The 20980-nt window shown below is 63.8% G+C and carries 23 protein-coding genes; all 23 read left to right on the top strand.

Translation table 11 applies throughout. The features are described 5' to 3' along the window. Positions 1-4: 4 nt before the first annotated feature. The 23 genes from flgG to fliQ all read left to right on the top strand — a co-directional run bounded on the left by flgG (position 5) and on the right by fliQ (position 20926). Complete coding sequence (flgG, locus tag EOC83_RS00925; protein WP_013529795.1) at positions 5-793, top strand: flagellar basal-body rod protein FlgG; 789 nt, start codon at positions 5-7, stop codon at positions 791-793. 3 nt (positions 794-796) lie between these two features. Continuing rightward, positions 797-1324, top strand: coding sequence for a flagellar basal body P-ring formation chaperone FlgA (gene flgA / locus EOC83_RS00920; protein ID WP_063168917.1), 528 nt, complete (start codon positions 797-799; stop codon positions 1322-1324). Then, positions 1321-2562 carry a flagellar basal body P-ring protein FlgI gene (locus EOC83_RS00915; protein ID WP_013529793.1) on the top strand — a complete coding sequence of 414 codons (1242 nt, stop codon included), beginning with the start codon at positions 1321-1323 and terminating at the stop codon, positions 2560-2562. The genes flgA and EOC83_RS00915 overlap by 4 nt, the downstream gene beginning before the upstream one ends. A 3-nt stretch (positions 2563-2565) precedes the next feature. Then, on the top strand, positions 2566-3153 hold the full coding sequence (locus EOC83_RS00910) for a MotE family protein (protein WP_063168918.1): 588 nt from the start codon (positions 2566-2568) through the stop codon (positions 3151-3153). Further along, on the top strand, positions 3150-3860 hold the full coding sequence (gene flgH / locus EOC83_RS00905) for a flagellar basal body L-ring protein FlgH (protein ID WP_063168919.1): 711 nt from the start codon (positions 3150-3152) through the stop codon (positions 3858-3860). The genes EOC83_RS00910 and flgH overlap by 4 nt, the downstream gene beginning before the upstream one ends. Positions 3861-3877: 17 nt before the next feature. After that, positions 3878-4372: a flagellar basal body-associated FliL family protein gene (locus tag EOC83_RS00900; protein WP_013529790.1), complete on the top strand. Its 495-nt coding sequence runs from the start codon at positions 3878-3880 to the stop codon at positions 4370-4372. After that, complete coding sequence (gene fliP / locus EOC83_RS00895) at positions 4369-5100, top strand: flagellar type III secretion system pore protein FliP (RefSeq protein ID WP_013529789.1); 732 nt, start codon at positions 4369-4371, stop codon at positions 5098-5100. The genes EOC83_RS00900 and fliP overlap by 4 nt, the downstream gene beginning before the upstream one ends. 200 nt (positions 5101-5300) lie before the next feature. Then, the gene (locus EOC83_RS00890) at positions 5301-6302 is read left to right on the top strand and encodes a flagellin (RefSeq protein ID WP_013529788.1); all 1002 of its coding nucleotides are present in this window, start codon (positions 5301-5303) and stop codon (positions 6300-6302) included. Between the two features lie 267 nt (positions 6303-6569). Continuing rightward, a complete protein-coding gene (locus EOC83_RS00885) occupies positions 6570-7634 on the top strand; it encodes a flagellin (protein WP_027161432.1) in 1065 nt (354 codons plus the stop codon). 134 nt (positions 7635-7768) lie between these two features. Continuing rightward, positions 7769-9415, top strand: coding sequence for a flagellar basal-body MS-ring/collar protein FliF (gene fliF, locus EOC83_RS00880; RefSeq protein WP_013529786.1), 1647 nt, complete (start codon positions 7769-7771; stop codon positions 9413-9415). Between the two features lie 3 nt (positions 9416-9418). Next, positions 9419-10045 (top strand): hypothetical protein, encoded by a 627-nt coding sequence (locus EOC83_RS00875; protein WP_063168920.1) that lies wholly within the window; start codon positions 9419-9421, stop codon positions 10043-10045. Then, the gene (locus EOC83_RS00870; RefSeq protein ID WP_063168921.1) at positions 10042-11379 is read left to right on the top strand and encodes a MotB family protein; all 1338 of its coding nucleotides are present in this window, start codon (positions 10042-10044) and stop codon (positions 11377-11379) included. Before EOC83_RS00875 ends, EOC83_RS00870 begins: the two co-directional genes overlap by 4 nt. After that, positions 11376-12758 carry a hypothetical protein gene (locus EOC83_RS00865; RefSeq protein ID WP_063168922.1) on the top strand — a complete coding sequence of 461 codons (1383 nt, stop codon included), beginning with the start codon at positions 11376-11378 and terminating at the stop codon, positions 12756-12758. Before EOC83_RS00870 ends, EOC83_RS00865 begins: the two co-directional genes overlap by 4 nt. After that, on the top strand, positions 12755-14131 hold the full coding sequence (locus EOC83_RS00860; protein WP_063168923.1) for a flagellar hook-length control protein FliK: 1377 nt from the start codon (positions 12755-12757) through the stop codon (positions 14129-14131). The genes EOC83_RS00865 and EOC83_RS00860 overlap by 4 nt, the downstream gene beginning before the upstream one ends. Further along, positions 14061-14648 carry a transglycosylase SLT domain-containing protein gene (locus tag EOC83_RS00855; protein ID WP_063168924.1) on the top strand — a complete coding sequence of 196 codons (588 nt, stop codon included), beginning with the start codon at positions 14061-14063 and terminating at the stop codon, positions 14646-14648. Before EOC83_RS00860 ends, EOC83_RS00855 begins: the two co-directional genes overlap by 71 nt. Positions 14649-14871: 223 nt before the next feature. After that, on the top strand, positions 14872-15540 hold the full coding sequence (locus tag EOC83_RS00850) for a response regulator transcription factor (RefSeq protein ID WP_013529780.1): 669 nt from the start codon (positions 14872-14874) through the stop codon (positions 15538-15540). 79 nt (positions 15541-15619) lie between these two features. After that, on the top strand, positions 15620-16879 hold the full coding sequence (locus EOC83_RS00845) for a flagellar hook protein FlgE (RefSeq protein WP_013529779.1): 1260 nt from the start codon (positions 15620-15622) through the stop codon (positions 16877-16879). Positions 16880-16906: 27 nt separating this feature from the next. After that, on the top strand, positions 16907-18361 hold the full coding sequence (flgK, locus tag EOC83_RS00840; RefSeq protein WP_063168925.1) for a flagellar hook-associated protein FlgK: 1455 nt from the start codon (positions 16907-16909) through the stop codon (positions 18359-18361). A gap of 4 nt (positions 18362-18365) precedes the next feature. Next, a complete protein-coding gene (locus EOC83_RS00835) occupies positions 18366-19409 on the top strand; it encodes a flagellar hook-associated family protein (protein ID WP_013529777.1) in 1044 nt (347 codons plus the stop codon). Positions 19410-19440: 31 nt separating this feature from the next. Beyond that, entirely contained in the window at positions 19441-19788 is a 348-nt protein-coding gene (gene flaF, locus EOC83_RS00830) for a flagellar biosynthesis regulator FlaF (RefSeq protein ID WP_013529776.1), read from the top strand. Next, positions 19785-20228, top strand: a complete 444-nt coding sequence (flbT, locus tag EOC83_RS00825; RefSeq protein ID WP_013529775.1) for a flagellar biosynthesis repressor FlbT — start codon at positions 19785-19787, stop codon at positions 20226-20228. Before flaF ends, flbT begins: the two co-directional genes overlap by 4 nt. After that, positions 20228-20635, top strand: a complete 408-nt coding sequence (gene flgD / locus EOC83_RS00820) for a flagellar hook assembly protein FlgD (RefSeq protein ID WP_013529774.1) — start codon at positions 20228-20230, stop codon at positions 20633-20635. Before flbT ends, flgD begins: the two co-directional genes overlap by 1 nt. Before the next feature lie 24 nt (positions 20636-20659). Next, entirely contained in the window at positions 20660-20926 is a 267-nt protein-coding gene (fliQ, locus tag EOC83_RS00815; protein ID WP_013529773.1) for a flagellar biosynthesis protein FliQ, read from the top strand. Positions 20927-20980 lie beyond the last annotated feature (54 nt).

The raw sequence follows: 20980 nt of genomic DNA, 5'->3' as shown, positions 1-20980 counted from the left end.
CGCCATGAAAGCACTCGCCATCGCCGCCACCGGCATGAATGCCCAGCAGACAAATCTGGAAGTCATCGCCAACAACATCGCCAACATCAACACCACCGGCTACAAGCGCGCCCGTGCCGAATTCTCCGACCTGCTCTATCAGGTCGACCGCACGCAAGGCGTGCCCAACCGCTCCAACGCCTCGCTGGTGCCGGAGGGCGTCTCGATCGGCCTCGGCGTCAAGACGACGGCGGTGCGCAACGTGCACACCCAGGGCGAACTGACCAGCACCGGCAACAGTTTCGACCTGGCGCTGACCGGCAGGGGCTGGTTCCAGATCGAGGGTGCCGACGGCGGCACGCTCTACAGCCGCGCCGGCGCTCTCAACACCAACGCCACCGGCCAGCTGGTGACGGTCGACGGCGCTGCGGTCATTCCGGCAATCAATGTTCCCGTTGATGCCGTCGAGGTCATCGTCAACAAGACCGGCCAGGTCTTCGCCCGCATCGACGGCCAGACCGACCTGCAGAACCTCGGTCAGCTTCAGATCGCCAATTTCGCCAACGAGGCCGGCCTGGCGCCGCTTGGCGACAATCTGTTCCAGGAAACCACGGCTTCGGGGCCCGCGAATGTCGGCGTGCCTGGCGATCCCGGTTTTGCCACCATCCAGCAGGGCTATCTCGAAGCCTCCAACGTCGACCCGGTCAAGGAAATCACCGAACTGATCTCGGCGCAGCGCGCTTATGAGATGAACTCCAAGGTCATTCAGGCCGCCGACGACATGGCCTCCGTGGTCTCCAAGAACATCAGGTAACGCATGATGTCGACGCCCGGCCTCCTGTCCGCATTCCGCCGCACCGCGCTCGTCCTTGCGCTGGTGACCGGCACGATGCCGGCTTTTGCCCAGGAATCGGCCAACCAGTCGGCCACCCGGATCGCCAGCAATCAAGCTGGCGGCGAGGTGGTGCTTATTCCGAGCCGGGTTATCTATCCCGGCGAGACCATCAACCTGGCTGCCCTGAAACAGGTCACCCTTATCGTCGGCAAGCACAAGCCGGAGGCGGTCGCCACACGGGCCGAAGAACTGGATGGCAAGGTCGCCAAGCGCACCTTGCTGCCCGGCCGCTACATTCCCTCCGCCGCCATCCGCGAGGCCTGGCTGGTCGAACAGGGTGCCTCCGTGCAGATCTTCTTCATCGCCGGCGGCCTGACGATCTCGGCGACCGCCGTGACGCTGCAACCAGGAGCCGCGGGCGACCTCGTCAAGGTTCGCAACATCGACAGCGGCAAAATCCTGTCCGGCACGGTGATGGCGGATGGAACCATCCAGGTCAGCGCTTCATGATGCGCGGGCTTACCTTGATCCTGGCAGCCGTGCTTGGCCTGCAGCCGGCGCTGGCCGACGGCCTGACGCCGAAGGCCAAGCGCGAGCTCGCCGCCAAGAATGGCGGCGTCTACAACGATCCCGAATATGATCCGGCCACCACCAGCCGCATGTTCCGGGTTTCGACCGGGCCGAGTTCGCTGCCGCCGGGCCAGGTCGCCTCGCGTATCAAGGACATCGCCCAGCTGCAGAGTTCGCGCGACAATCAACTCGTCGGCTACGGCCTGGTCATCGGCCTTGCCGGATCGGGCGACAGCCTGCGCAACTCGCCATTCACCGAACAGTCGATCCGCGCGATGCTCGAAAACCTCGGCATCGCCACCGAAGGCGGCAGCGCGCGCGCCAAGAATGTCGCCGCCGTCATCGTCACCGCCAACATGCCGCCCTACGTGCAGTCGGGCGCCCGCATCGACATCGACGTCTCCTCGATGGGCGACGCGACCTCGCTTTCCGGCGGCACGCTGATCATGACGCCGCTGAAGGCGGCGGACGGCGAAATCTATGCCGTCGGCCAGGGCTCGGTCATCGTGTCCGGCTTTACCGCGCAAGGACAGGCCGAGCAGCTGACGCAAGGCGTGCCAACCGCCGGCCGCGTGCCCAACGGCGCCATCGTCGAGCGTGCCGTCCAAGCCGAATTCGACGATCAGGCGATCCTGACGCTGCAGCTGCGCAATCCTGATTTCTCGACCGCTATCCGCATCGCGGACGCCATCAACGACTACACCGGCCAGCGCTTCGGCATGCGGGTGGCGGCCGAGCGCGATTCGCGCACCGTCCAGATCAGAAGGCCGAAGGGTGTCTCGGCGGCGCGCTTCTATGCCGAAATCGAGAATTTGGTGGTCGAATCCGACACGCCGGCCCGTGTCGTGATCGACGAGCGCACCGGCACCATCGTCATCGGCAATGATGTCAAGATCTCACGGGTCGCCATCAGCCACGGCACGCTCACCGTGCGCATCACCGAAGCGCCGCGCGTCGTCCAGCCCGAGCCCTTCTCCAAGGGCGAGACCGCGATCGAACCGTTCACCGCCATCGACGCCAGCCGGCCCGACGCCCGCGTTGCCGTGCTTGACGGGCCCGATCTCCAGACCCTCGTTTCCGGCCTCAACCGCCTCGGCGTCAAGCCGGACGGCATCATCGCCATTCTGCAGGGCATCAAGTCGGCCGGGGCCCTGCAGGCCGACCTGGTTCTGCAATAGGCGATGCCGATGAAGCGCTCCTTCCCACGCCACGACAGACGCCGCAAAGCCGCGATCCTGCTTGCGACCGCTTTTCTCGCGGCTCTGCCCTTTGCCGGCGGCACCGCGCGCGGCGAGGAGACGGTCCGCCAGGTCCTGCCGGGAGCACAGGTGGCGGCGGCGCCGCAGCAACTGACACGGGAAAAGGCGCCGGACCAAAGCGAGATCGAGCGCTTCTGCTCAAACATCGCCGATGCCGCCCGCGACCGCCGCTATGTCCTGCAGGCGCAGGAACTGAAGCAGCTCCAGGCTGGCATTGACGAGCGCATGAAAGCTCTTGATGCAAAGAAAGCTGAATACGAGACCTGGCTGAAGCGGCGCGAGGTTTTCCTGGCCCGGGCCGAGGACGGCGTCGTCCAGATCTACGCCGGTATGAAACCCGACGCCGCCGCCGAGCGGCTGGCCATCGTCAACGCCGACCTGGCTGCGGCTATATTGATGAAGCTCGATTCACGCAAGGCGAGCGTCATCCTCAACGAAATGGACCAGAAGGCGGCGGCGACGCTCACCGGCATTATGGCCAGCGCAGCCCGAAGGGTAGATCCGTCATGATCCGGAAGATGCTTGTCCTGTGCGCGGTTACTACCATGCTGTCCGGTTGCGGAACCAACCTCAAGGAGGTCGGCAGAGAGCCGGCCCTGTCCCCGGTCGGCTCCGGCATCGATGGCGGCAGCACCGGCTCGCTCTATCGATATCCGCAAACGCCGCCAGCGCCGGTCAAGAAATTCTCGTTGTGGGACGACCGCCAGAGCCGGCTGTTCACCGACCCGCGGGCGCTGTCCCAGGGCGACATCCTGACGGTCAAGATCAAGATCAACGATCGCGCCAACTTCAAGAACCAGAACGACAGGAGCCGCACCGCCAATCGCAAGCTCGGTTATGACCTCAGCGCGCAGTGGGACAAGTGGAGCACCGCCGGCAAGGGCGCCGGGGCGCTCACCTCCACCACCGACACGACGGCTGACGGCGAGATCAAGCGCTCGGAAACGCTTGAACTCAATGTCGCGGCGATCGTCACCGATGTGCTGCCCAACGGCAATCTGATGATCACCGGATCGCAGGAAGTGCGCGTCAATGCCGAGCTCAGGGTGCTGACGCTCGCCGGCATCGTGCGGCCGGCCGATATCGGCGCCGAAAACACCATCCCCTACGAACGCATCGCCGAGGCCCGCATCTCCTACGGCGGACGCGGTCGCATCACCGAGGTCCAGCAACCTGCCTACGGCCAGCAGATCCTCGACCAGGTTCTTCCGTTCTAGGATCGGGGCAGGTCGCCGTGGCAAATATTGAACAGGTTCAGCCGCGCAAGGGTCCCTCCCCTGTCATTCAGGCCGGCATGCTGCTGCTTGTGACGGCGGCCGCCATTGGCGTGGGTTGGATGTCCGGCGGTTATCTCAAGGGCGTCGGCGCACCGGCGTCGGTACCGGTCGCGCCTGAGAACGAAGGTAAGATCATGCAGCCCGCCGCAGCCGAGCAACCAGGCCTGGGCCCGATGCTTGTCGTGCTGGCGCCGATCACCACCAACATCGCCTCGCCTGCCGGCACCTGGATCAGGATGGAGGTGTCCGTCGTCTATGACGCGCCGCAGCCACAGGCAATGTCGGATGACATCCACCAAGATCTCCTGGCCCTGGTGCGCACGTTGAAGATGCATCAGATCGAGGGAGCCAGCGGCTACCAGCACCTGAAGGCCGACCTCGAAGAACGCGCCGCGATCCGCAGCCAGGGTCACGCCAAACAGGTACTCATCAGGACATTGCTGCTCGAATGAGAAAGTTCCTTCTCGCCACCGCCATGATCGCCGCCGCCACCTCCATCGCGGCGGCTCAGCAGCTCGATCTCGGCGGCATCGGCAAGGCTGACGGCACCACCGTCGGCTACATCATCCAGATGTTCGGCCTGCTGACTGTTCTGTCGGTCGCGCCGGGCCTGCTGATCATGGTGACCAGCTTCACCCGCTTCGTCATCGCCTTCTCGATCCTGCGCGCCGGCATCGGCCTGCAGTCGACACCGGCAAACCTCATCCTGATTTCGCTGTCGCTGTTCATGACCTTCTATGTCATGGCGCCGACCTTCGATCAGGCCTGGAACACCGGCGTCAAGCCGCTGATGGACAACCAGATCACCCAGACCGAAGCCTTCGACAAGATTTCCGATCCGTTCCGCACCTTCATGCTGCACAATGTGCGTGACAAGGATTTCGACCTCTTCGCCGATCTCGCCCGCGAGCGCGGCCAGACCGTTTCGCGCGACACCGTCGACCTGCGCATCCTGGTGCCCGCCTTCATGATCTCGGAGATCCGGCGCGGCTTCGAAATCGGCTTCCTGATCGTGCTGCCATTCCTGGTCATCGACCTGATCGTCGCCACCATCACGATGGCGATGGGCATGATGATGCTGCCGCCCACGGTGGTGTCGCTGCCGTTCAAGATCCTGTTCTTCGTCCTGATCGACGGCTGGAACCTGCTTGTCGGCAGCCTGGTGCGCTCCTTCAACTGACTCTGCCGCGCCGGCTCGAAATTCCAGCAATATATTTTCGATTAACCGTCCGGTTTAGCCCTTTGGTAGGGACTTGCCCGCATATTCGCTCGCAGATGGCGGGTGATCGATTTCAGAGATCATTGGCATGATGCCGCACCGTCATACCGGGAGGCCCGGTATGTCAAAAAAACACCTGTAAAAACCAAGGTACGAGTACCATGTCCAGCATCATGACGAACTCCGCCGCGTTGACGGCTCTGCAGAGCCTTAACGCCACCAGCAAATCCCTCCAGGACACCCAGGCCCGCATCTCGACCGGTTATCGCGTCTCGCAGGCCTCAGACAACGCCGCTTACTGGTCGATCGCCACCACGATGCGCTCCGACAACCAGGCAATGTCCACCGTTTCGGACGCTCTCGGCCTCGGCGCCTCGAAAGTCGACACCGCCTATACCGGCATGAACAGCGCGATCTCCACCATCAACCAGATCAAGGCAAAGCTGCTGGCTTCCTACGGCCAGACGGACGCCTCGAAGGAAAAGACCCAGACCGAAATCACCGCTCTTCAGGCGCAGATGAAGTCCTACGCCGACGGCGCCACCTTCTCCGGCACCAACATGCTGTCCGTAGACAGCGGCTCAACAGCCACGACGGCTGCCGATGTGAAGATCCTTTCGGCCTTCAACCGTGACGCGGCCGGCGCATCTTCGATCTCGACCATCGACGTCAAGGTGGAAAGCATCAAGCTCTATGAAGCTGGTACCACCTCGGGCCTCGCGAAGGGCATCCTTGACACGTACCGCCTCGGCAGCGACGGCAGTGTGGCCGCAGCGGTCTCCGGCACGCAGACAGCTCTAGGGGCGGCTGCACTGGCCACCGACACCTATTCGGCCGCCTCGCTTTCCATCTTCTCGGGTGGCACGGCTGCCAGCGATTCGCAGATCAAGCAGATGCTGACCGTCATCGACTCCGCGCTCGCCGATATGACCAACTCGGCCACCACGCTCGGCGCCGCCAAGAGCAGTATCGACCTGCAGAAGACCTTCACCTCGGACCTGATGGACTCCATCGACCGCGGCGTCGGCCAGCTCGTCGATGCTGACATGAACAAGGAATCGACCCGTCTGCAGGCCCTGCAGGTCCAGCAGCAGCTCGGCGTGCAGGCGCTGTCGATCGCCAACGGTTCCTCGCAGTCGATCCTGTCGCTCTTCCGCGGCTGATCGCCTCCGCTCAACCACAGTTCGCACTAGAAATTCGGGCCGCGCCAAAAGCGCGGCCCTATTTGCGTTTGCTCCAGCCCCGCACAATCCTCGATCCTTAACTCTCAAAAGCCAGCTTTTAACAGGCTGTTAACCATGCCGCGCTAGTTATGGTTAACCAATAGCTTACGACAGTTGGCGAATCGGTCCGAACGGCACGATGCCAATCGTTGAACAGGCCCATCCGGCATGTCTGAGCATGTCGGCTTTTGAGAAGGAGCGACTTTCTTGGCGAGCATCATGACCAACGCCTCGGCGTTAACCGCACTTCAAAGCCTCAGCGCCACCAACAAGTCGCTCGAACAGACACAGGCCCGCATATCGACCGGCTATCGGGTCTCGCAGGCTTCGGACAACGCCGCCTATTGGTCGATCGCCACCACCATGCGCTCGGACAATTCGGCCCTGTCGACGGTGCAGGATGCACTCGGCCTCGGCGCCTCGAAAGTCGATGCCGCCTACACCGGCATCACCAACGTGCTGACGACGATCGGCCAGATCAAGACCAAGGTGTTGTCCATGGTCGGCCAGACGGATGCCGCCAAGGCGAAGACCCAGACCGAGATCAAGGCGCTTCAAACGCAGATGAAGTCCTTTGCCGATGCGGCCACCTTCTCCGGCTCGAATTTCCTCGCGGTGACCTCCAAGCAGGTCACGGCCGCCAATGATGGCGTCCAGCCCGACTCGCAGATCGTGTCCTCATTCAATCGCTCTTCATCCGGCGCTGTCTCGATCGGAACGATCAACATCAATGTCGAGGGCACCAAGCTTTTCGACTACGGCCTTGCCGCCGAGGTCAAGAACCAGGGCGTCCTCGATCGCCAGACCTCCATCTATTCCACGGGCGCCGCCCAGACCCTGTATGACAACGCCTATGCTGGCGTGATCGCGGGCGGAGGAACGGATATCGCCGCGAACACTGCCGGCCAGACGGCGGCGGGAGCGGTCACCAAGGTCGACAATATTTCCGCCTACAACCTCGACATCACGGCCCCAGGGGTGACCGACGGCATCATCACCCAGATGGTCACCATGATGGACAAGGTCATGGCCCAGTTGACTGATTCCGCCACCATCATCGGTTCGGCCAAGAGCTCGATCGACCTGCAGAAGACCTTCACCCAGAGCCTGATGGACTCCATCGACCGCGGCGTCGGCCAGCTCGTCGACGCCGACATGAACAAGGAATCGACCCGCCTCCAGGCCCTGCAGGTGCAGCAGCAGCTCGGCATCCAGGCACTGTCGATCGCCAACAGCTCCTCGCAGTCGATCCTGTCGCTGTTCAAGAACTAATCGCGGGCGCCACCGGCGCCCTCCTTTCGCATCCCAACTGACGGGCCGCGCCGCAAGCGCGGCCCGATTTCATTTTCGCACAAGCTTCGAAGACTAGAGTTCCGGCGGACAATCATGCTGGGAGTCGTCGAACCGTGCCGGAACAGATCCAGAGCATCATCTCGAATCTCCGCGGGTTTGGCGTGAAGCGCCTCGCCATGCTGGCGGGCATCGCCGTTCTGGTGATGGGCGTCATCGGCATCGCCTCGGTCTATCTCAACCGCCCCGCCTACGACACGCTCTATGTCGGGCTCGACCGCGCCGACGTGAACCAGATCGGCCTGGTGCTCGGCGAAGCCGGTATCGGCTTCGATGTCGGCGCCGACGGAACCTCGGTTCTGGTGCCGGCCGGCACCACCGCCCAGGCGCGCATGCTGCTCGCCGAAAAGGGCCTGCCGACCAGCGCCAATGCCGGCTACGAACTGTTCGACAATGTCGGCTCGCTCGGCCTCACCTCGTTCATGCAGCAGATCACCCGCGTGCGCGCGCTTGAAGGTGAGATCGCCCGCACCATCCAGTCGATATCGGGCATCAAGGCGGCGCGGGTCCACATCGTCATGTCCGAACGCGCCAATTTCCGCCGTGACGAGCAGCAGCCTTCCGCCTCCGTGGTCATCCGCTACGCCGGCATCGACGCCGAAAAGAGCGCCATGTCGATCCGCCATCTCGTCGCCGCCGCCGTCCCCGGCCTGTCGGCCGACAAGGTGACGGTGCTCGATTCCAGCGGCAATCTGCTGGCTGCGGGCGACGACCCTTCAAACACCAGCGCCGCCCGCACGCTCGGCGTCGAGCAGACCGTCGAGGCGCAGATCGGAGACAACATCCGCCGTGCGCTGACGGCCTATCTCGGCCCCGACAATTTCCGCGCCAGCGTCAAGGCCGAGGTCAACACCGACACCCGCCAGACGGAAGAGACCATCTTCGATCCGAATTCCCGCGTCGAGCGCTCGGTGCAGTCGGTGCGCGCCAACGAGAACAACAACCAGAAGCAGGCTTCCACTCCGGCCAGCGTCGAGCAGAACCTGCCTGAGACCCAGGCAACCGCCACCGATGGCCCGCAATCCTCCTCGCAGAACGACCGCAGGGAAGAGATCACCAACTACGAGATCAATTCCAAGAAGATCGCCACCGTCTCCAACGGCTACACCGTCACCAAGATGTCGATTGCCGTGGTCGTCAACCAGCAGCGGCTGACGACCATCCTCGGCAAGGACGCCACACCGGAGCAGATCGCCAAGCGCGTCGCCGAGATCCAGAAGATGGTCACATCCGCCACCGGCCTGGATGAAAAGCGCGGCGACATCATCGACGTCTCGGCGGTCGAGTTCATCGATGGCCTGGATGGCGAGGCGATCCCGCAGGCGGGAATGCTCGATTCGATCGGCCAGCATGCCGGCACGATGATCAATGCAGGTGCCTTCATCGTCGTGGTGTTCCTGGTGGCCTTCTTCGGCCTGAGGCCGATGGCCGCGGCGCTGACGGCAAAGGCTGCTCCAGCCCTGGCAGGTCCCAGCTTCGACGACGTCCAGCGCTCGCTGCCGACGCCGGAGGCAATGGCGGCCACCGACAATGCCGCGGTTGGCGCCTTGCCAGGCACACGCCCAGGCCCCACTCCGCTCGACGATCTTCGCCAGAAGATCCGGCCGGCGCCGCAGGACCGGCTTGCCAGGATGGTCGACCTCAACGAGGAGCGCACCGCGCAGATCCTGCGCAAATGGGCTTCCCAGGAAGTGGCGGTGTAAACCATGCCTTCCGTAGCCCTCTTCGACCTTCTGCCTGATTTCGGCACGCGCGCGCAGCGTGCCGGCCAGCCCCGGGCAGCAGTCGATCCCGAACACAAGCCCGAGACGCCGGCGACGCAAGCCGATATCGGCACGCTGATCGCCGAGGCGGTTGCCCAGGCGGAGGCAGCGCTGGAGGGCCGCCTGGCGGCTGCGCATGACGCCGCGCTCGAAGCCGAACGCCAGGCCAGTGCTGAGGAAGCAAGGATATTTCTCGAAAGCCTTGGCGACGATGTCGGCAAGGCGGTCTCGTTGCACATCGATGCGATGGAGGCGCGCGTGACCGGACTTGTCGCCGGCACGGTCGCCCGCATCATCGGCGGCATCGTCAGCGACGATCTGCAGAAACGTTCGATCGATGCGTTGGCAGACGCCGTCCGCGAAGCGGTTGGCGACGCCGAGGCTGTGCGCATCGTCGTGCGCGGCCCGCTCTCGATGTTCGAAACACTGAAGGCATCGCTCGGACCCCGCGCCGCCAATCTCGATTTTGTCGAGGCGCCAGGCTTCGACCTGACCGTGGCTATCGACGAGGCGGTGTTCGAAACGCGCATGGCCGAATGGTCGACGACCCTCTCGGAGGTCCTGGCATGAGCGTCGCCAACGCCGATCAGGGCCGCCACGAGATCATCATCGTGCGGCGCAGTCATGACGACCATGACGAGGCCCACCATGGCGGCGTCTGGAAGATCGCCTTCGCCGACTTCATGACGGCCATGATGTGCTTCTTCCTGGTCATGTGGCTGATCAACGCCGCCAACGAGCAGACCAAGGCAGCCGTGGCCAGCTACTTCAACCCGGTCAAGCTGGTCGACCGCAATTCGAGCCGCAAGGGCCTGGAGGATCTCGGCGACGGCCCGCGCGCCATGGGACTGACGGCCGACGATCCGCAAGAGGCGACCAGCAAAGCCGGACAGAACGGCAATGCCGGCGCGGGCGCGTCCGAGCGCAAGCAGGACAAGCAGGAGCCACAGCAGGCGGAACACTCCGACGACCATCTCTTCGCCGACCCCTACGCCGTGCTTTCGGAAATCGCCACAGATACCGGCGTCATGCAGAATGTCAGCCAGAAAGGCGATGGCGGCGTGCAGGCTGCCGGCCCGGCTACCGGCGCCTCCGGTGGCGCCTCCTACCGCGATCCTTTCGAGCCGGATTTCTGGTCGCAGCAGGTCGCGGCGCCCGGCGCCGAGGCCAGCGCCCAGCGCACCAAGATCGAGGGCGATCCGGCCAAGCCCGGCGACAAGACCGCCGAAACGCAGGTGCTCAAAATCAAAGCCGTGCCGCCTGTCGCGGCACCGCTCGAGCCACTGGCAAAGGACGCGACCAGTAAACAGGCCGCGAACCCTGCCACGGCATTGGCCGGCGAGACCAAATCGGACGGCACCAAGGCCGCGGTAGCGAAGGCTGAGCCTGAGGCGCAAAAGGCCGTCCAGCCCGACATCGGGGAGAAGGCACCAACCGCTGCTGCCGTGAAGGCAGCGGCCGACGTCAAGCGGCAGTTGGCCGATGCTTTCAAGCCTGGCGACAAGCTGCACGACGGCGTCTCGGTCGAAGCCACCGACAAGGGCGTCGTCATCTCGATCACCGATCAGCTCGACTTCGGCATGTTCGAGGTCGGCTCGGCGTTGCCGAGACGCGAACTGGTGCTGGCAATGGAGAAGATCGGCCGCATCGTCAACAGCCAGAAGGGCACCATCAGCATCAACGGCCACACCGATGCCCGGCCGTTCCGCAGCGACAGCTACGACAATTGGCGGCTGTCGACGGCGCGCGCGCATTCCGCGTACTACATGCTCGTGCGCGGCGGCGTCGACGAACGCCGCATCACCGAGGTCGCCGGTTTCGCGGACCGCCAGCCGAAAATAGCAGCCGATCCATTGGCGGCCGCGAACCGCCGCATCGAGATCCTGATGGCGACCGGCGGATGAAGCGAGCGGCCGTCACCCGCCGGTTGATTGGCCTGTTGCTGCTGGCCGGCGGACACCCGTCCACTGGTTTCGCCCAGGAGGCCCTGCAGCCGTATCAGCTGGTGCGCTCGCTGCAACTCATCCAGGACCGCATAGCCGCCGGGGATCATGCCGCCCTGCCGATGCAGGCCAAGCTGCTCGAGATGACGGATACGCGCCTGCGCGCGGCGAATGCCGAGGACTACAAGGATCCCAAGAATTTTCGGGCCCTGCTTGTCTACGGCATGAGCGGCGGCAACCCGGTGACCGTCGAAGCGGCCACGTCGCGCGCTACGGCGGACCCGCAAAGCCTTGCCATCGCCAAAGGCGTGATTGAGTACCTCAACGGCCGGCCCGGCAAGGCTATCGAAGCCTTGAGGCCGATCGATCCCATGGCGCTGCCTCCGGATCTCGGCGCCTTCCTCGCTTTGGTCAAAGGCTCGCTGCTTGCCGGCGATCAACCGGCGACCGCACTCGGTCTGCTCGACGAGGCAAGATTGCTCAGCCCCGGCACGCTGGTCGAGGAGGCGGCACTTCGCCGTTCGGTCGGCCTTGCAGTCGCGCAAGGCGACGCGGCACGTTTCGCCCTTGCTTCCACCCAGTATGTCGAGCGCTACCTCTATTCGCCCTATGCCAGCCAGTTCGCGGACTCCTTTGTCTCCGGCGTCATCGCGCTGCACATGTCGATCAGCCAGGACAAGCTGGGCGACATCACCTCGATGATGGATCCCGAGCGCGAGAAGGTGATCTATCTGCGCATCGCCCGCCGTGCCGCGATAGACGGCCTGAACGACCTTTCGGCCTTCGCTTCGGCGCGGGCCGAGCAGGGCCGTGACGGCAACACCAATCAGGACGATCCACGCGCCCTGCTCTATGCCAGCCTTTCCACCGTCACCTCGGGCACAATCGAGGACATTCGTGCCAAGCTCGGCAAGATCGATCGCAGCCGGCTGTCGGAGGGCGACCGCGCCTTGCTCGACGCCGCTCAGGCCATTGCCGGCGAGGTCGTCGCGCCGCCCACCGCCCTTCCGGCGGAAAAGCCTGCCCCTGTCGCGGCCGAGCAACCTCCGGCTCCCGAGATCGCCACGCCGCAAAACGCCGATGACAGTGGCTTGCCACCGGTCGAAGGCGCCATCTCGGAGCAACCCGCCGCCACCGCGGCCTCCGGCGGACCGGCCGCCAATGCGCCGGACACGGCGGCAGTTGCAGCCACATCCGCCGAGCCTGCGACCGTCGTGCCGGCGTCGGCACCTTCGCCCGCCGCCGGTCCAGAGCCCGCCGATCCGACCGACGCCGCCATGACCAGAACACGTCGACAGCTCGACCTGATCGACCAGATGCTTGGAGCCGCCCCTAAATGACCACCAGCCTCGGCTCGGCCTTGCCAGGATTTGCCTCCACGCGCGCGACGTCGGAGCAGCCTGCCGCGAACGGCAGAAACGATGACGCCGGCTTCGGCAAAATGCTGCGCGACGATGCCCGCCCGGAACGGCAGGCGTCGACAGAGGCGGGATCGCGCGACCGGCGCTGGAGCAAGCTCGCTGCCGGCCTCGCCGGGCATGGCGCCAAGGTCGAACCGGCATCGGCCGAGCCCGGAAGGACCACCTCGGCCAAAGGCGCAAGCGTGAAAACCGGCAAGGACGATTTGGAAGCAAAGGCGCACAAGGCCGACGCCGAACAGACGGCGTCGGATACCGCGCCGCTTCAGGACGACCTGCCGCTGCTGATCGCGTTTCATGACCTGCGGCATTTCTCGACAGCGGCCAAGGCAGCGGGGGGCAATGCGGCCACCGGCGAGAATCCGTCGGACCCGGCGCTCGGCGGACAGGCTGCACTGCCAAAGACCTACCGCTCAAAATCGTCGGGCGGACGCGAAGCACTCGAAACCATGTCGAAGCCGGAGCAGGCGTCGATCGTCGACGGACCTTTGACGGCGCTTGACGGTCAGTCGCCGAGCGCTGCCTCCAGCGCGCCAAAACGCGACGTCACAGCGGCGGCTCAGAAGCTGTCGGACGCGCCGGCTGTCGATGTGCCCGGCGTGCCGTCGAAGCCCACCACGAATGCGATGAGGAGCATCGAGGATGTGCGGTCCTCGATGCGTCCCGAAGCGGGAAAACAGTCCCTGTCCGCCGCGCGCATCGACGTGGTGTCGGAACGGAGCTTCCCCGCGCCGCCGCAGGGTCCCATCAGCCAGGCGGCCCTCAATGTGATCAACGCCATAGCCGCCGACGCCGGGCCGCAAAAGGCGCTTTCAGCCTCACCCACGACCACCCATCTGGCCAGCTCTGTTGCCGTTCCGACACATGTGTTGAAGATCGAACTTCACCCTGCCGAACTCGGCATGGTGACGGCCAATCTTCGCCTCTCCGGGGAACAACTTTCGATTGAGCTGAAGCCTGAAACACACGATGCCTATCGTCGGCTGTCCGCCGACAGCGAGGCCATCGTCAAGTCGCTGCGAGGGCTCGGCTTCGAGGTTGACAAGGTCACGATACTGCAACCTTCGGTAGCAGTTCCCGCTACAACCCGGACGGATGCAACCGCTCCGTTGGCGGCGGCAACAGGCCGCGATCCAGCATCCTTTCAACCGGGGAATTCGGGCGGCGGCAATGGTGGAGCCGGCGGCCAGCAACCGGGTCAGCAATCCTCAAGGAACCGCAACGATGACGCGCAGGACTACGGCCGCGGCACTTCGCCTTCTCGCGAGCGCGCTGGCGGCGATATCTTTATCTAGCGCGGTAACAGCTGCCGCAGCCACGACCAACCCTTGCGAGCCGGAAATCCTGCGCGCCGCCGACCGCTATGGCGTTCCCGCCGGCATCCTTTATGCCGTTGGCCTGACGGAGACCGGCAACAAGGGCAGCCTTCAACCCAACGCTTTGAATATAGAGGGAAAAGCAGTCTTTCCCAGAAGCCGGCCCGAGGCCCTTGCCGCCTTCGCCAATGCCCGGCGCGAGGGCAAGACCCTGATCGATCTGGGCTGCATGCAGATCAACCACCACTACCACGCATCGCATTTTCGCAGCGTCGAGGACATGCTCGACCCACGTCAGAATGTCGACTATGCGGCGCGCTTCCTGGCCAGCCTTCATGCCCGTCACGAGACCTGGTCGATGGCCGTGGCCCGCTATCATGCCGGCCCCGACAATGACCCGGCGCAGAAGATCTATGTCTGCCGTGTCATTGCCAACATGGTCGCCACCGGCTTTGGAAAATGGACCGCGAACGCCCGCGGATTCTGCAACCCATAAGCGCATTTTCCATTACTAATAGACCTAACACACAACCCCGAATTGTTGTTCTGGCCTGGCCAAAACTTGGCGCCGAATGCGTATCTGGCTGCACGCTAATGCAACCGATACGATTCCAGACTCCCAAGAAACTAGCTACAAGAAATGACGGTTGTTCAGGATTCTCGCCAGCGGATAGGCCTCTCTTCACGGGGCAAATGATTCGATTCGGAAGGCGGGGCCGATGATTGTGATCGTTGACGAGCGCGAGCTCGTAACAGAGGGATACAATTCACTTTTCGATCGTGAGGGCATCGCCTGTGCAGGCTTTGCATCCGGCGAATTCGGTGAGTGGGTGAATTCGGCCGCCGACACCGATCTGCGCTCGGTCAGGGCCTTCCTCATCGGCGATTGCCGCGAAGGTTCCATCTCTCCGCGCCAGATCCGCGACCGCACCGGCGCCCCGGTGATTGCGCTGAGCGAACAGCATTCGCTGGAGAACACGCTGCGGTTGTTCGAGAGCGGCGTCGATGACGTCATTCGCAAGCCCGTCCATATTCGTGAGATCCTGGCCCGCATCACCGCGATCCGCCGCCGCGCCCAGGAAGACGTCGCCTACACCGAGATCGGCGCCATGCGCATCTTCATGGACGGCCGCGACCCCGAGATCGACGGTCAGCCCCTCCCCCTGCCGCGCCGCGAGCGCCGCATCCTCGAATATCTGGCGAGCAATCGCGGACGCCGGGTCACCAAGACCCAGGTCTTCAACGCCATCTACGGCATCTTCGACGAAGAGGTCGAGGAGAACGTGGTGGAAAGCCACATCAGCAAACTGCGCAAGAAGCTGCGCGAGAAGCTGGGCACCGACCCGATCGATTCCAAGCGTTTCCTCGGCTACCGGCTCGTCTTCTGATGCAGCGCCGCGCCAGCCTCGCGCAAGAAAACATGCGTAGCCTCGCAGCCAGCAGCATGGACACAGCGGAGACGTTTCGATGAGCCTCTATGGAATGATGCGGACCGGCGTTTCCGGCATGAACGCGCAGGCAAACCGCCTGTCGACGGTCGCCGACAACATCGCCAATTCAGATACCACGGGTTACAAGCGGTCCTCCGCCGAATTTTCGACGCTGGTCATGCCGTCGACCGGCGGCGCCTACAATTCCGGCGGCGTCACCACGACGATCCGTCAGGCGGTCAGCGATCCGGGCGTGCTTCAGTACACGACCTCGGTTTCCGACCTTGCCGTCAGCGGCGATGGCTTCTTTGTCGTTCAGGATCCGAGCGGTACCCCCTATCTGACCCGAGCCGGCGCTTTCGTTCCCGACGGTCAGGGCAGGCTTGTCAACTCGGCCGGCTTCCAGCTGATGGCCTACAGTTACGAGAACGGCGTACCGGCAGCGACGGTCAACGGCTTCGAGGGATTGGTCCCGGTTGTCATCTCCGACCAGGGCATGACCGCAACGCCGAGCACCGAGGGCAGCTTTGCCGGCAACCTGCCGGCGGGTGCGACCCCGGTCGCGACCGCCAACCTGCCCGCCGCCAACGCTGCGACCGCGCAATACACGTCGAAATCCTCCATGGTCGCCTACGACAATCTCGGCAACAAGAAGCTGCTCGACGTCTACTTCACCAACACCGGCGCCGGCACCTGGCAGGTGGCGGTCTTCGATCAGTCGAAGGCCACCGCTGGAACATCGTTCCCCTACACCGCCGGCGGCTTGCTGGGCTCGGCCAACCTGACCTTCGACACCACCACCGGCAAGCTCACCGGCACGCCCACCAACGTTTCATTTACCGTGCCGAACGGCGCCACCCTCAATCTCGATCTGTCGGCGCTGACCCAGCTTGGCACCGGCTTCACGGTTTCCGACGCCCAGGTCAACGGCAACGCACCGAGCACCATCGACAAGGTCCAGATCAGCAAGGACGGCACCATCTACGCCCAGTACAAGGACGGCTCGACCAAGCCGCTCTACAAGATCCCGCTGGCCGACGTACAGAGCCCGGACCAGCTCAAGGCGCTGCCTGGCAACGTCTATTCGCAGGGCACCGAGTCCGGCGCGGTTCGTGTCGGCTTTGCCAATGAAGGCAAGCTCGGCTCCATCATCTCCGGCGCGCTCGAGAATTCCAACGTCGATATCGCCGAAGAACTGACCAACATGATCGCGGCACAGCGCAGCTACACCGCCAATTCGAAAGTCTTCCAGACCGGTTCCGATCTGATGGACGTCCTTGTCAACCTGAAGAGATAAGACGGGCGTCGCCCGCGAAAGACCCGCATGTCACTGTCTACCGCATTGAGTATCGCCCAGTCGGCGCTTATGAACACCGCGCGACAGACCAGCGTTGTCTCGCGCAATGTCGCCGACGCCTCCAACCCGGACTATTCGCGGCGCCAGGCCGTCGTCACCAGCACGGCGCCGGGTGCGCGCTCGGTCGATATCCAGCGCGCAGCCAACGAGCTTCTGTTTCGCCAGAATCTCGCCGCGCTATCGGCCTGGAGCGGCCAGAACGCTCTCTACAACGGCATGGATCAGTTGGGTGTTGCGGTCAATGGCGTCGACAATGCGTCCTCGCCCTCGACTGCGATCGCCAACCTGCAGCAGGCGCTGCAGCTCTACGCCACCTCGCCGTCGAATCAGAACCTCGGCGCCTCCGTCATCGACGCCGCCAAACAGGTCGTGCGCTCGCTCAATGAGGGCTCCAAGGCAGTCCAGGATTTCCGCACCCAGACCGACGGTCAGATTGCCACCGCCGTCGACGACCTGAACTCGCTGCTCGGCCAATTCCAGGATGCCAACACGGCCGTCATGTCCGGAACCCGTTCCGGCACCGACGTTTCCGATGCGCTCGACCAGCGCGATGCGCTTTTGAAGAAGATTTCGAACTATGTCCCGGTGTCGACCTTCACGCGAGGCGACAATGACATGGTCATCACCACCGGCGACGGCACGACCTTGTTCGAGACGATACCGCGCACGGTCACCTTCGCGGCGTCGGCAGGCTATACCGCGGGTGCCGCCGGCAATGCCGTCTACATCGACAATGTGCCGATCTCGGCGGGAGCTGGTGGCAACACCAGCGCCAGCGGCACGCTTGCCGGCCTGCTGCAATTGCGTGACGGCGTCGCCTCGACCATGCAGAGCCAGCTCGACGAGACCGCGCGTGGCCTGATCACAGCCTTTGCCGAGACCGCACCCTCGATGGCCAACGCCGCCGGCCTGTTCACCTGGTCTGGTGCGCCGGCCGTGCCGGCCGCCGGCACGCTGGTCAACGGCCTTGCCGCGTCCATCAGCGTCAATGCAGCGATGGACCCGAGCACCGGCGGCAACCCGATGCTGCTGCGCGACGGCGGAGCCAACGGTGCGGCCTACGTCGCCAACACGGGCGGTGGCGCATCCTATTCCACCCTTCTGGTTGCCTATGGCGACCGGCTCGACCAGCCGATGACTTTCGACCCCGCCGCCGGGGTTTCGGCAACGTCCAGCGTGTCCGACTACGCCGCCAGTTCGATCGGCTGGTTCGAGGGCGTGCGCCAGCAGGCTTCGACCGCCTCCGACGCCAAGGAAGCACTGGCGTCGCGCAGCGCCGAGGCGCTGTCCAACGCGACCGGGGTCAATGTCGACCAGGAAATGTCGCTGCTGCTCGACCTCGAACACACCTACCAGGCATCGGCCCGGATGATGAAAACCGTCGACGACATGATGACGGCCTTGCTCAACGCGGTGGGATAATTCCATGACTTCAGTCTCCTCGGCCGCAATCTCCAATGCCATGCGCTCCCAGCAGATGCGCATGCAGGCCGAACTCGTCAAAGCCACGAAAGAATCCTCGACGGGCAGGGTCGCCGACGTCGGCCTGGCTCTCGGCGGGCGCACCACCCAGGCCGTCACTTTCCAGCGCGATCTTGACCGGCTCAACGTCATCATCGATTCCAACGGCCTGGTCGGCGCCCGGCTCTCCTCGACGCAGACCTCGCTTGGTCAACTCTCGACCGCCGCTCAGACGTTCCTGTCCGCCCTGACCACCGCCTCCTCAAGCGACTCGTCCAACAGCCTCACCCAATCCTCCGGCAAGGCGACCATCCAGCAGCTGACCTCGATCCTCAACACCAGCGTCAATGGCGAATACCTGTTCGCCGGCACCAACACCGACGTCAAGCCAATCAACGACTTCACAGCTGCCGGCTCCCCCGCCAAGGCGGCATTCGACGCCGCTTTCGTCGCCAATTTCGGCTTCACCCAGGATGATCCGCTCGCGGCCGACATCACGGCTGCCCAGATGGACGATTTCATCACCAATGATGTCGCCCCGCAGTTCACGGGCGCTGGTTGGCAGGGCAACTGGTCGAACGCCACCGACCAGCAGATCGTCAGCCGCATCGCACTCAACGAAACCACACCGACGTCGACCAGCGCCAACAGCGCCGGCATCCAGAAGCTCGCAATGGCGGCAGCCATGGTCAGCAGCCTGATGTCCAGCAACATCAGCCAGGCGGCGAAGAATACGGTTGTCAGCCGCTCCACCACATTGGTTGGCGAAGCGCTGAGCGGCATTGGCCAGCTTCAATCCGAGACCGGCATCGTCCAGAAGCGGGTTTCCGATGCCAACGATCGGATGAAAACGCAGGTCGACCTTTTCGAACGGCACATTCTCGACCTGGAAGCTGTCGATCCGGCCGAAGCCGCGACACGGGTCGCGGACCTGACACAGCACATCGAAACGTCTTTCGCGTTGACCGCACGCCTGCAGCAGCTCAGCCTGTTGAATTACCTGACCTGACAACGCTTAACGGAACGGTAGAGCCCCAACGATGTACCAATTCTCTTACGCCGACATCCAGAGCAACTCCGTTGCCGACGCGAAGGACCGCGAGCGCGAGCTTCTGACCCGCTCGATCGACATGCTGGCGGCAGCAGCAGTGGCCGGCCACGGTTCGATGGAGGCGATAGAGGCGCTTCACTTCACCAACCGCGTCTGGACCGCCTTCGTCGAGGATCTTGGCTCCAGCGACAACGCTCTGCCAAAGGAACTGCGCGCCAACCTCATTTCCATCGGCCTGTGGCTGCTGCGCGAGGCGGAGGACATCCGTCAGGGCCGCACCAACAATTTCGAAGGGCTGATCGAGGTGTCCCAGATCATCAGGGACGGCATTCAATGACCAACACGCTGAAGATATCGCTGAAGCCGAACGAAAAGATCTACATCAACGGCGCCGTCATCCGGGTCGACCGCAAGGTCACCGTCGAATTGATGAACGACGTCCAGTTCCTGCTCGAAAACCACGTGATCCAGGCCGAAGATGCCTCGACACCGCTCAAGCAGCTTTATTTCATCCTGCAGGTCATGCTGATGAACCCGGCCGGCGCCGCCGCCGCACGCGAGATGTTCCGTCGTTCGCTGCCGCTGCTTCTGGCAAGCTTCGAGGACGGCCAGATCTGCAGCGCGCTGAAACAGATCGACCGCATGGTCGGCGAGGACCATATCTACGAAGCGCTGAAGGCGATCCGCGCACTTTATCCGCTCGAACGCCGCGCGCTGGGTGGGAATGACGATGTTTCGGGTGCCGAGCGCCCGTTGGCTGTGGGAGCACGATACTGATGAACGTGGACATGACGACGACGATTCCGACCGGCGCCAATCAGGCCACCGCGTCCACCTCGAAGACAGCAGTCGACTACCAGTCCTTCCTGAAGCTTCTGATCGCCGAGATGAAGAACCAGGATCCGACCAAGCCGATGGATTCGACGCAGTATGTCGCCCAGCTCGCCACCTTCTCGCAGGTCGAGCAATCGGTGCAGACCAACACCAAGCTCAATCAGATCATGCAGTCCTCGGCGCTGTCGCAGGCCGACGCACTGATCGGGCGCTCGATAACCTCCGCCGACGGCCTGACGACGGGCACCGTGGCTTCGGTGCGCCTCGCCAGCAACGGTCTCATCGCCGTGCTGCAGAACGGCACCGAAGTCGCGGTCGGTCCGGGAGTTTCGGTCAAGGCGGCAAGCTGACGCTTTCGACAGAGAGCCAGTCCCATGAATGAGGCCGACGCTCTCGACATCGTCCAGTACGCGGTATGGACGGTGCTCGTCGCGTCCGCTCCGGTGGTGCTGGTCGCCATGGTGGTCGGCATCGGCATCGCCCTCATCCAGGCGCTGACCCAGGTGCAGGAAATCACCTTGACCTTCGTGCCGAAGATCGTCGCCATCATGCTGGTGGTGGCGCTGACCGGCCCCTTCATCGGCAGCCAGATATCGGCCTTCACCAACGTCATCTTCGAGCGCATCCAGAACGGGTTCTAACCTGTTTTGGGAAGGCGTGCCGCGGCATGCCGTTCGTAATTGTCCGAAGACAGA

It is taken from the genome of Mesorhizobium sp. Primo-A (genome assembly GCF_003997175.1).
GTDB classification, from domain to species: Bacteria; Pseudomonadota; Alphaproteobacteria; order Rhizobiales; family Rhizobiaceae; genus Mesorhizobium; species Mesorhizobium ciceri.
Note: the sequence above shows the minus strand (reverse complement) of the source record. Positions and strands in the feature narration are given on the sequence as shown.

Excerpts from the sequence above, each read along its gene's own strand:
- EOC83_RS00910 (WP_063168918.1), top strand. The coding sequence starts at position 2,566 with ATGCCGATGAAGCGCTCCTTCCCACGCCACGACAGACGCCGCAAAGCC.
- flgA (WP_063168917.1), top strand. The coding sequence starts at position 797 with ATGATGTCGACGCCCGGCCTCCTGTCCGCATTCCGCCGCACCGCGCTC.
- EOC83_RS00835 (WP_013529777.1), top strand. The coding sequence starts at position 18,366 with ATGACTTCAGTCTCCTCGGCCGCAATCTCCAATGCCATGCGCTCCCAG.
- EOC83_RS00865 (WP_063168922.1), top strand. The coding sequence starts at position 11,376 with ATGAAGCGAGCGGCCGTCACCCGCCGGTTGATTGGCCTGTTGCTGCTG.
- EOC83_RS00855 (WP_063168924.1), top strand. The coding sequence starts at position 14,061 with ATGACGCGCAGGACTACGGCCGCGGCACTTCGCCTTCTCGCGAGCGCG.
- flgG (WP_013529795.1), top strand. The coding sequence starts at position 5 with ATGAAAGCACTCGCCATCGCCGCCACCGGCATGAATGCCCAGCAGACA.
- EOC83_RS00870 (WP_063168921.1), top strand. The coding sequence starts at position 10,042 with ATGAGCGTCGCCAACGCCGATCAGGGCCGCCACGAGATCATCATCGTG.
- fliQ (WP_013529773.1), top strand. The coding sequence starts at position 20,660 with ATGAATGAGGCCGACGCTCTCGACATCGTCCAGTACGCGGTATGGACG.
- fliP (WP_013529789.1), top strand. The coding sequence starts at position 4,369 with ATGAGAAAGTTCCTTCTCGCCACCGCCATGATCGCCGCCGCCACCTCC.
- flgD (WP_013529774.1), top strand. The coding sequence starts at position 20,228 with ATGAACGTGGACATGACGACGACGATTCCGACCGGCGCCAATCAGGCC.
- flbT (WP_013529775.1), top strand. The coding sequence starts at position 19,785 with ATGACCAACACGCTGAAGATATCGCTGAAGCCGAACGAAAAGATCTAC.
- flgH (WP_063168919.1), top strand. The coding sequence starts at position 3,150 with ATGATCCGGAAGATGCTTGTCCTGTGCGCGGTTACTACCATGCTGTCC.
- EOC83_RS00875 (WP_063168920.1), top strand. The coding sequence starts at position 9,419 with ATGCCTTCCGTAGCCCTCTTCGACCTTCTGCCTGATTTCGGCACGCGC.
- EOC83_RS00845 (WP_013529779.1), top strand. The coding sequence starts at position 15,620 with ATGAGCCTCTATGGAATGATGCGGACCGGCGTTTCCGGCATGAACGCG.
- EOC83_RS00915 (WP_013529793.1), top strand. The coding sequence starts at position 1,321 with ATGATGCGCGGGCTTACCTTGATCCTGGCAGCCGTGCTTGGCCTGCAG.
- EOC83_RS00890 (WP_013529788.1), top strand. The coding sequence starts at position 5,301 with ATGTCCAGCATCATGACGAACTCCGCCGCGTTGACGGCTCTGCAGAGC.
- EOC83_RS00850 (WP_013529780.1), top strand. The coding sequence starts at position 14,872 with ATGATTGTGATCGTTGACGAGCGCGAGCTCGTAACAGAGGGATACAAT.
- EOC83_RS00860 (WP_063168923.1), top strand. The coding sequence starts at position 12,755 with ATGACCACCAGCCTCGGCTCGGCCTTGCCAGGATTTGCCTCCACGCGC.
- flaF (WP_013529776.1), top strand. The coding sequence starts at position 19,441 with ATGTACCAATTCTCTTACGCCGACATCCAGAGCAACTCCGTTGCCGAC.
- flgK (WP_063168925.1), top strand. The coding sequence starts at position 16,907 with ATGTCACTGTCTACCGCATTGAGTATCGCCCAGTCGGCGCTTATGAAC.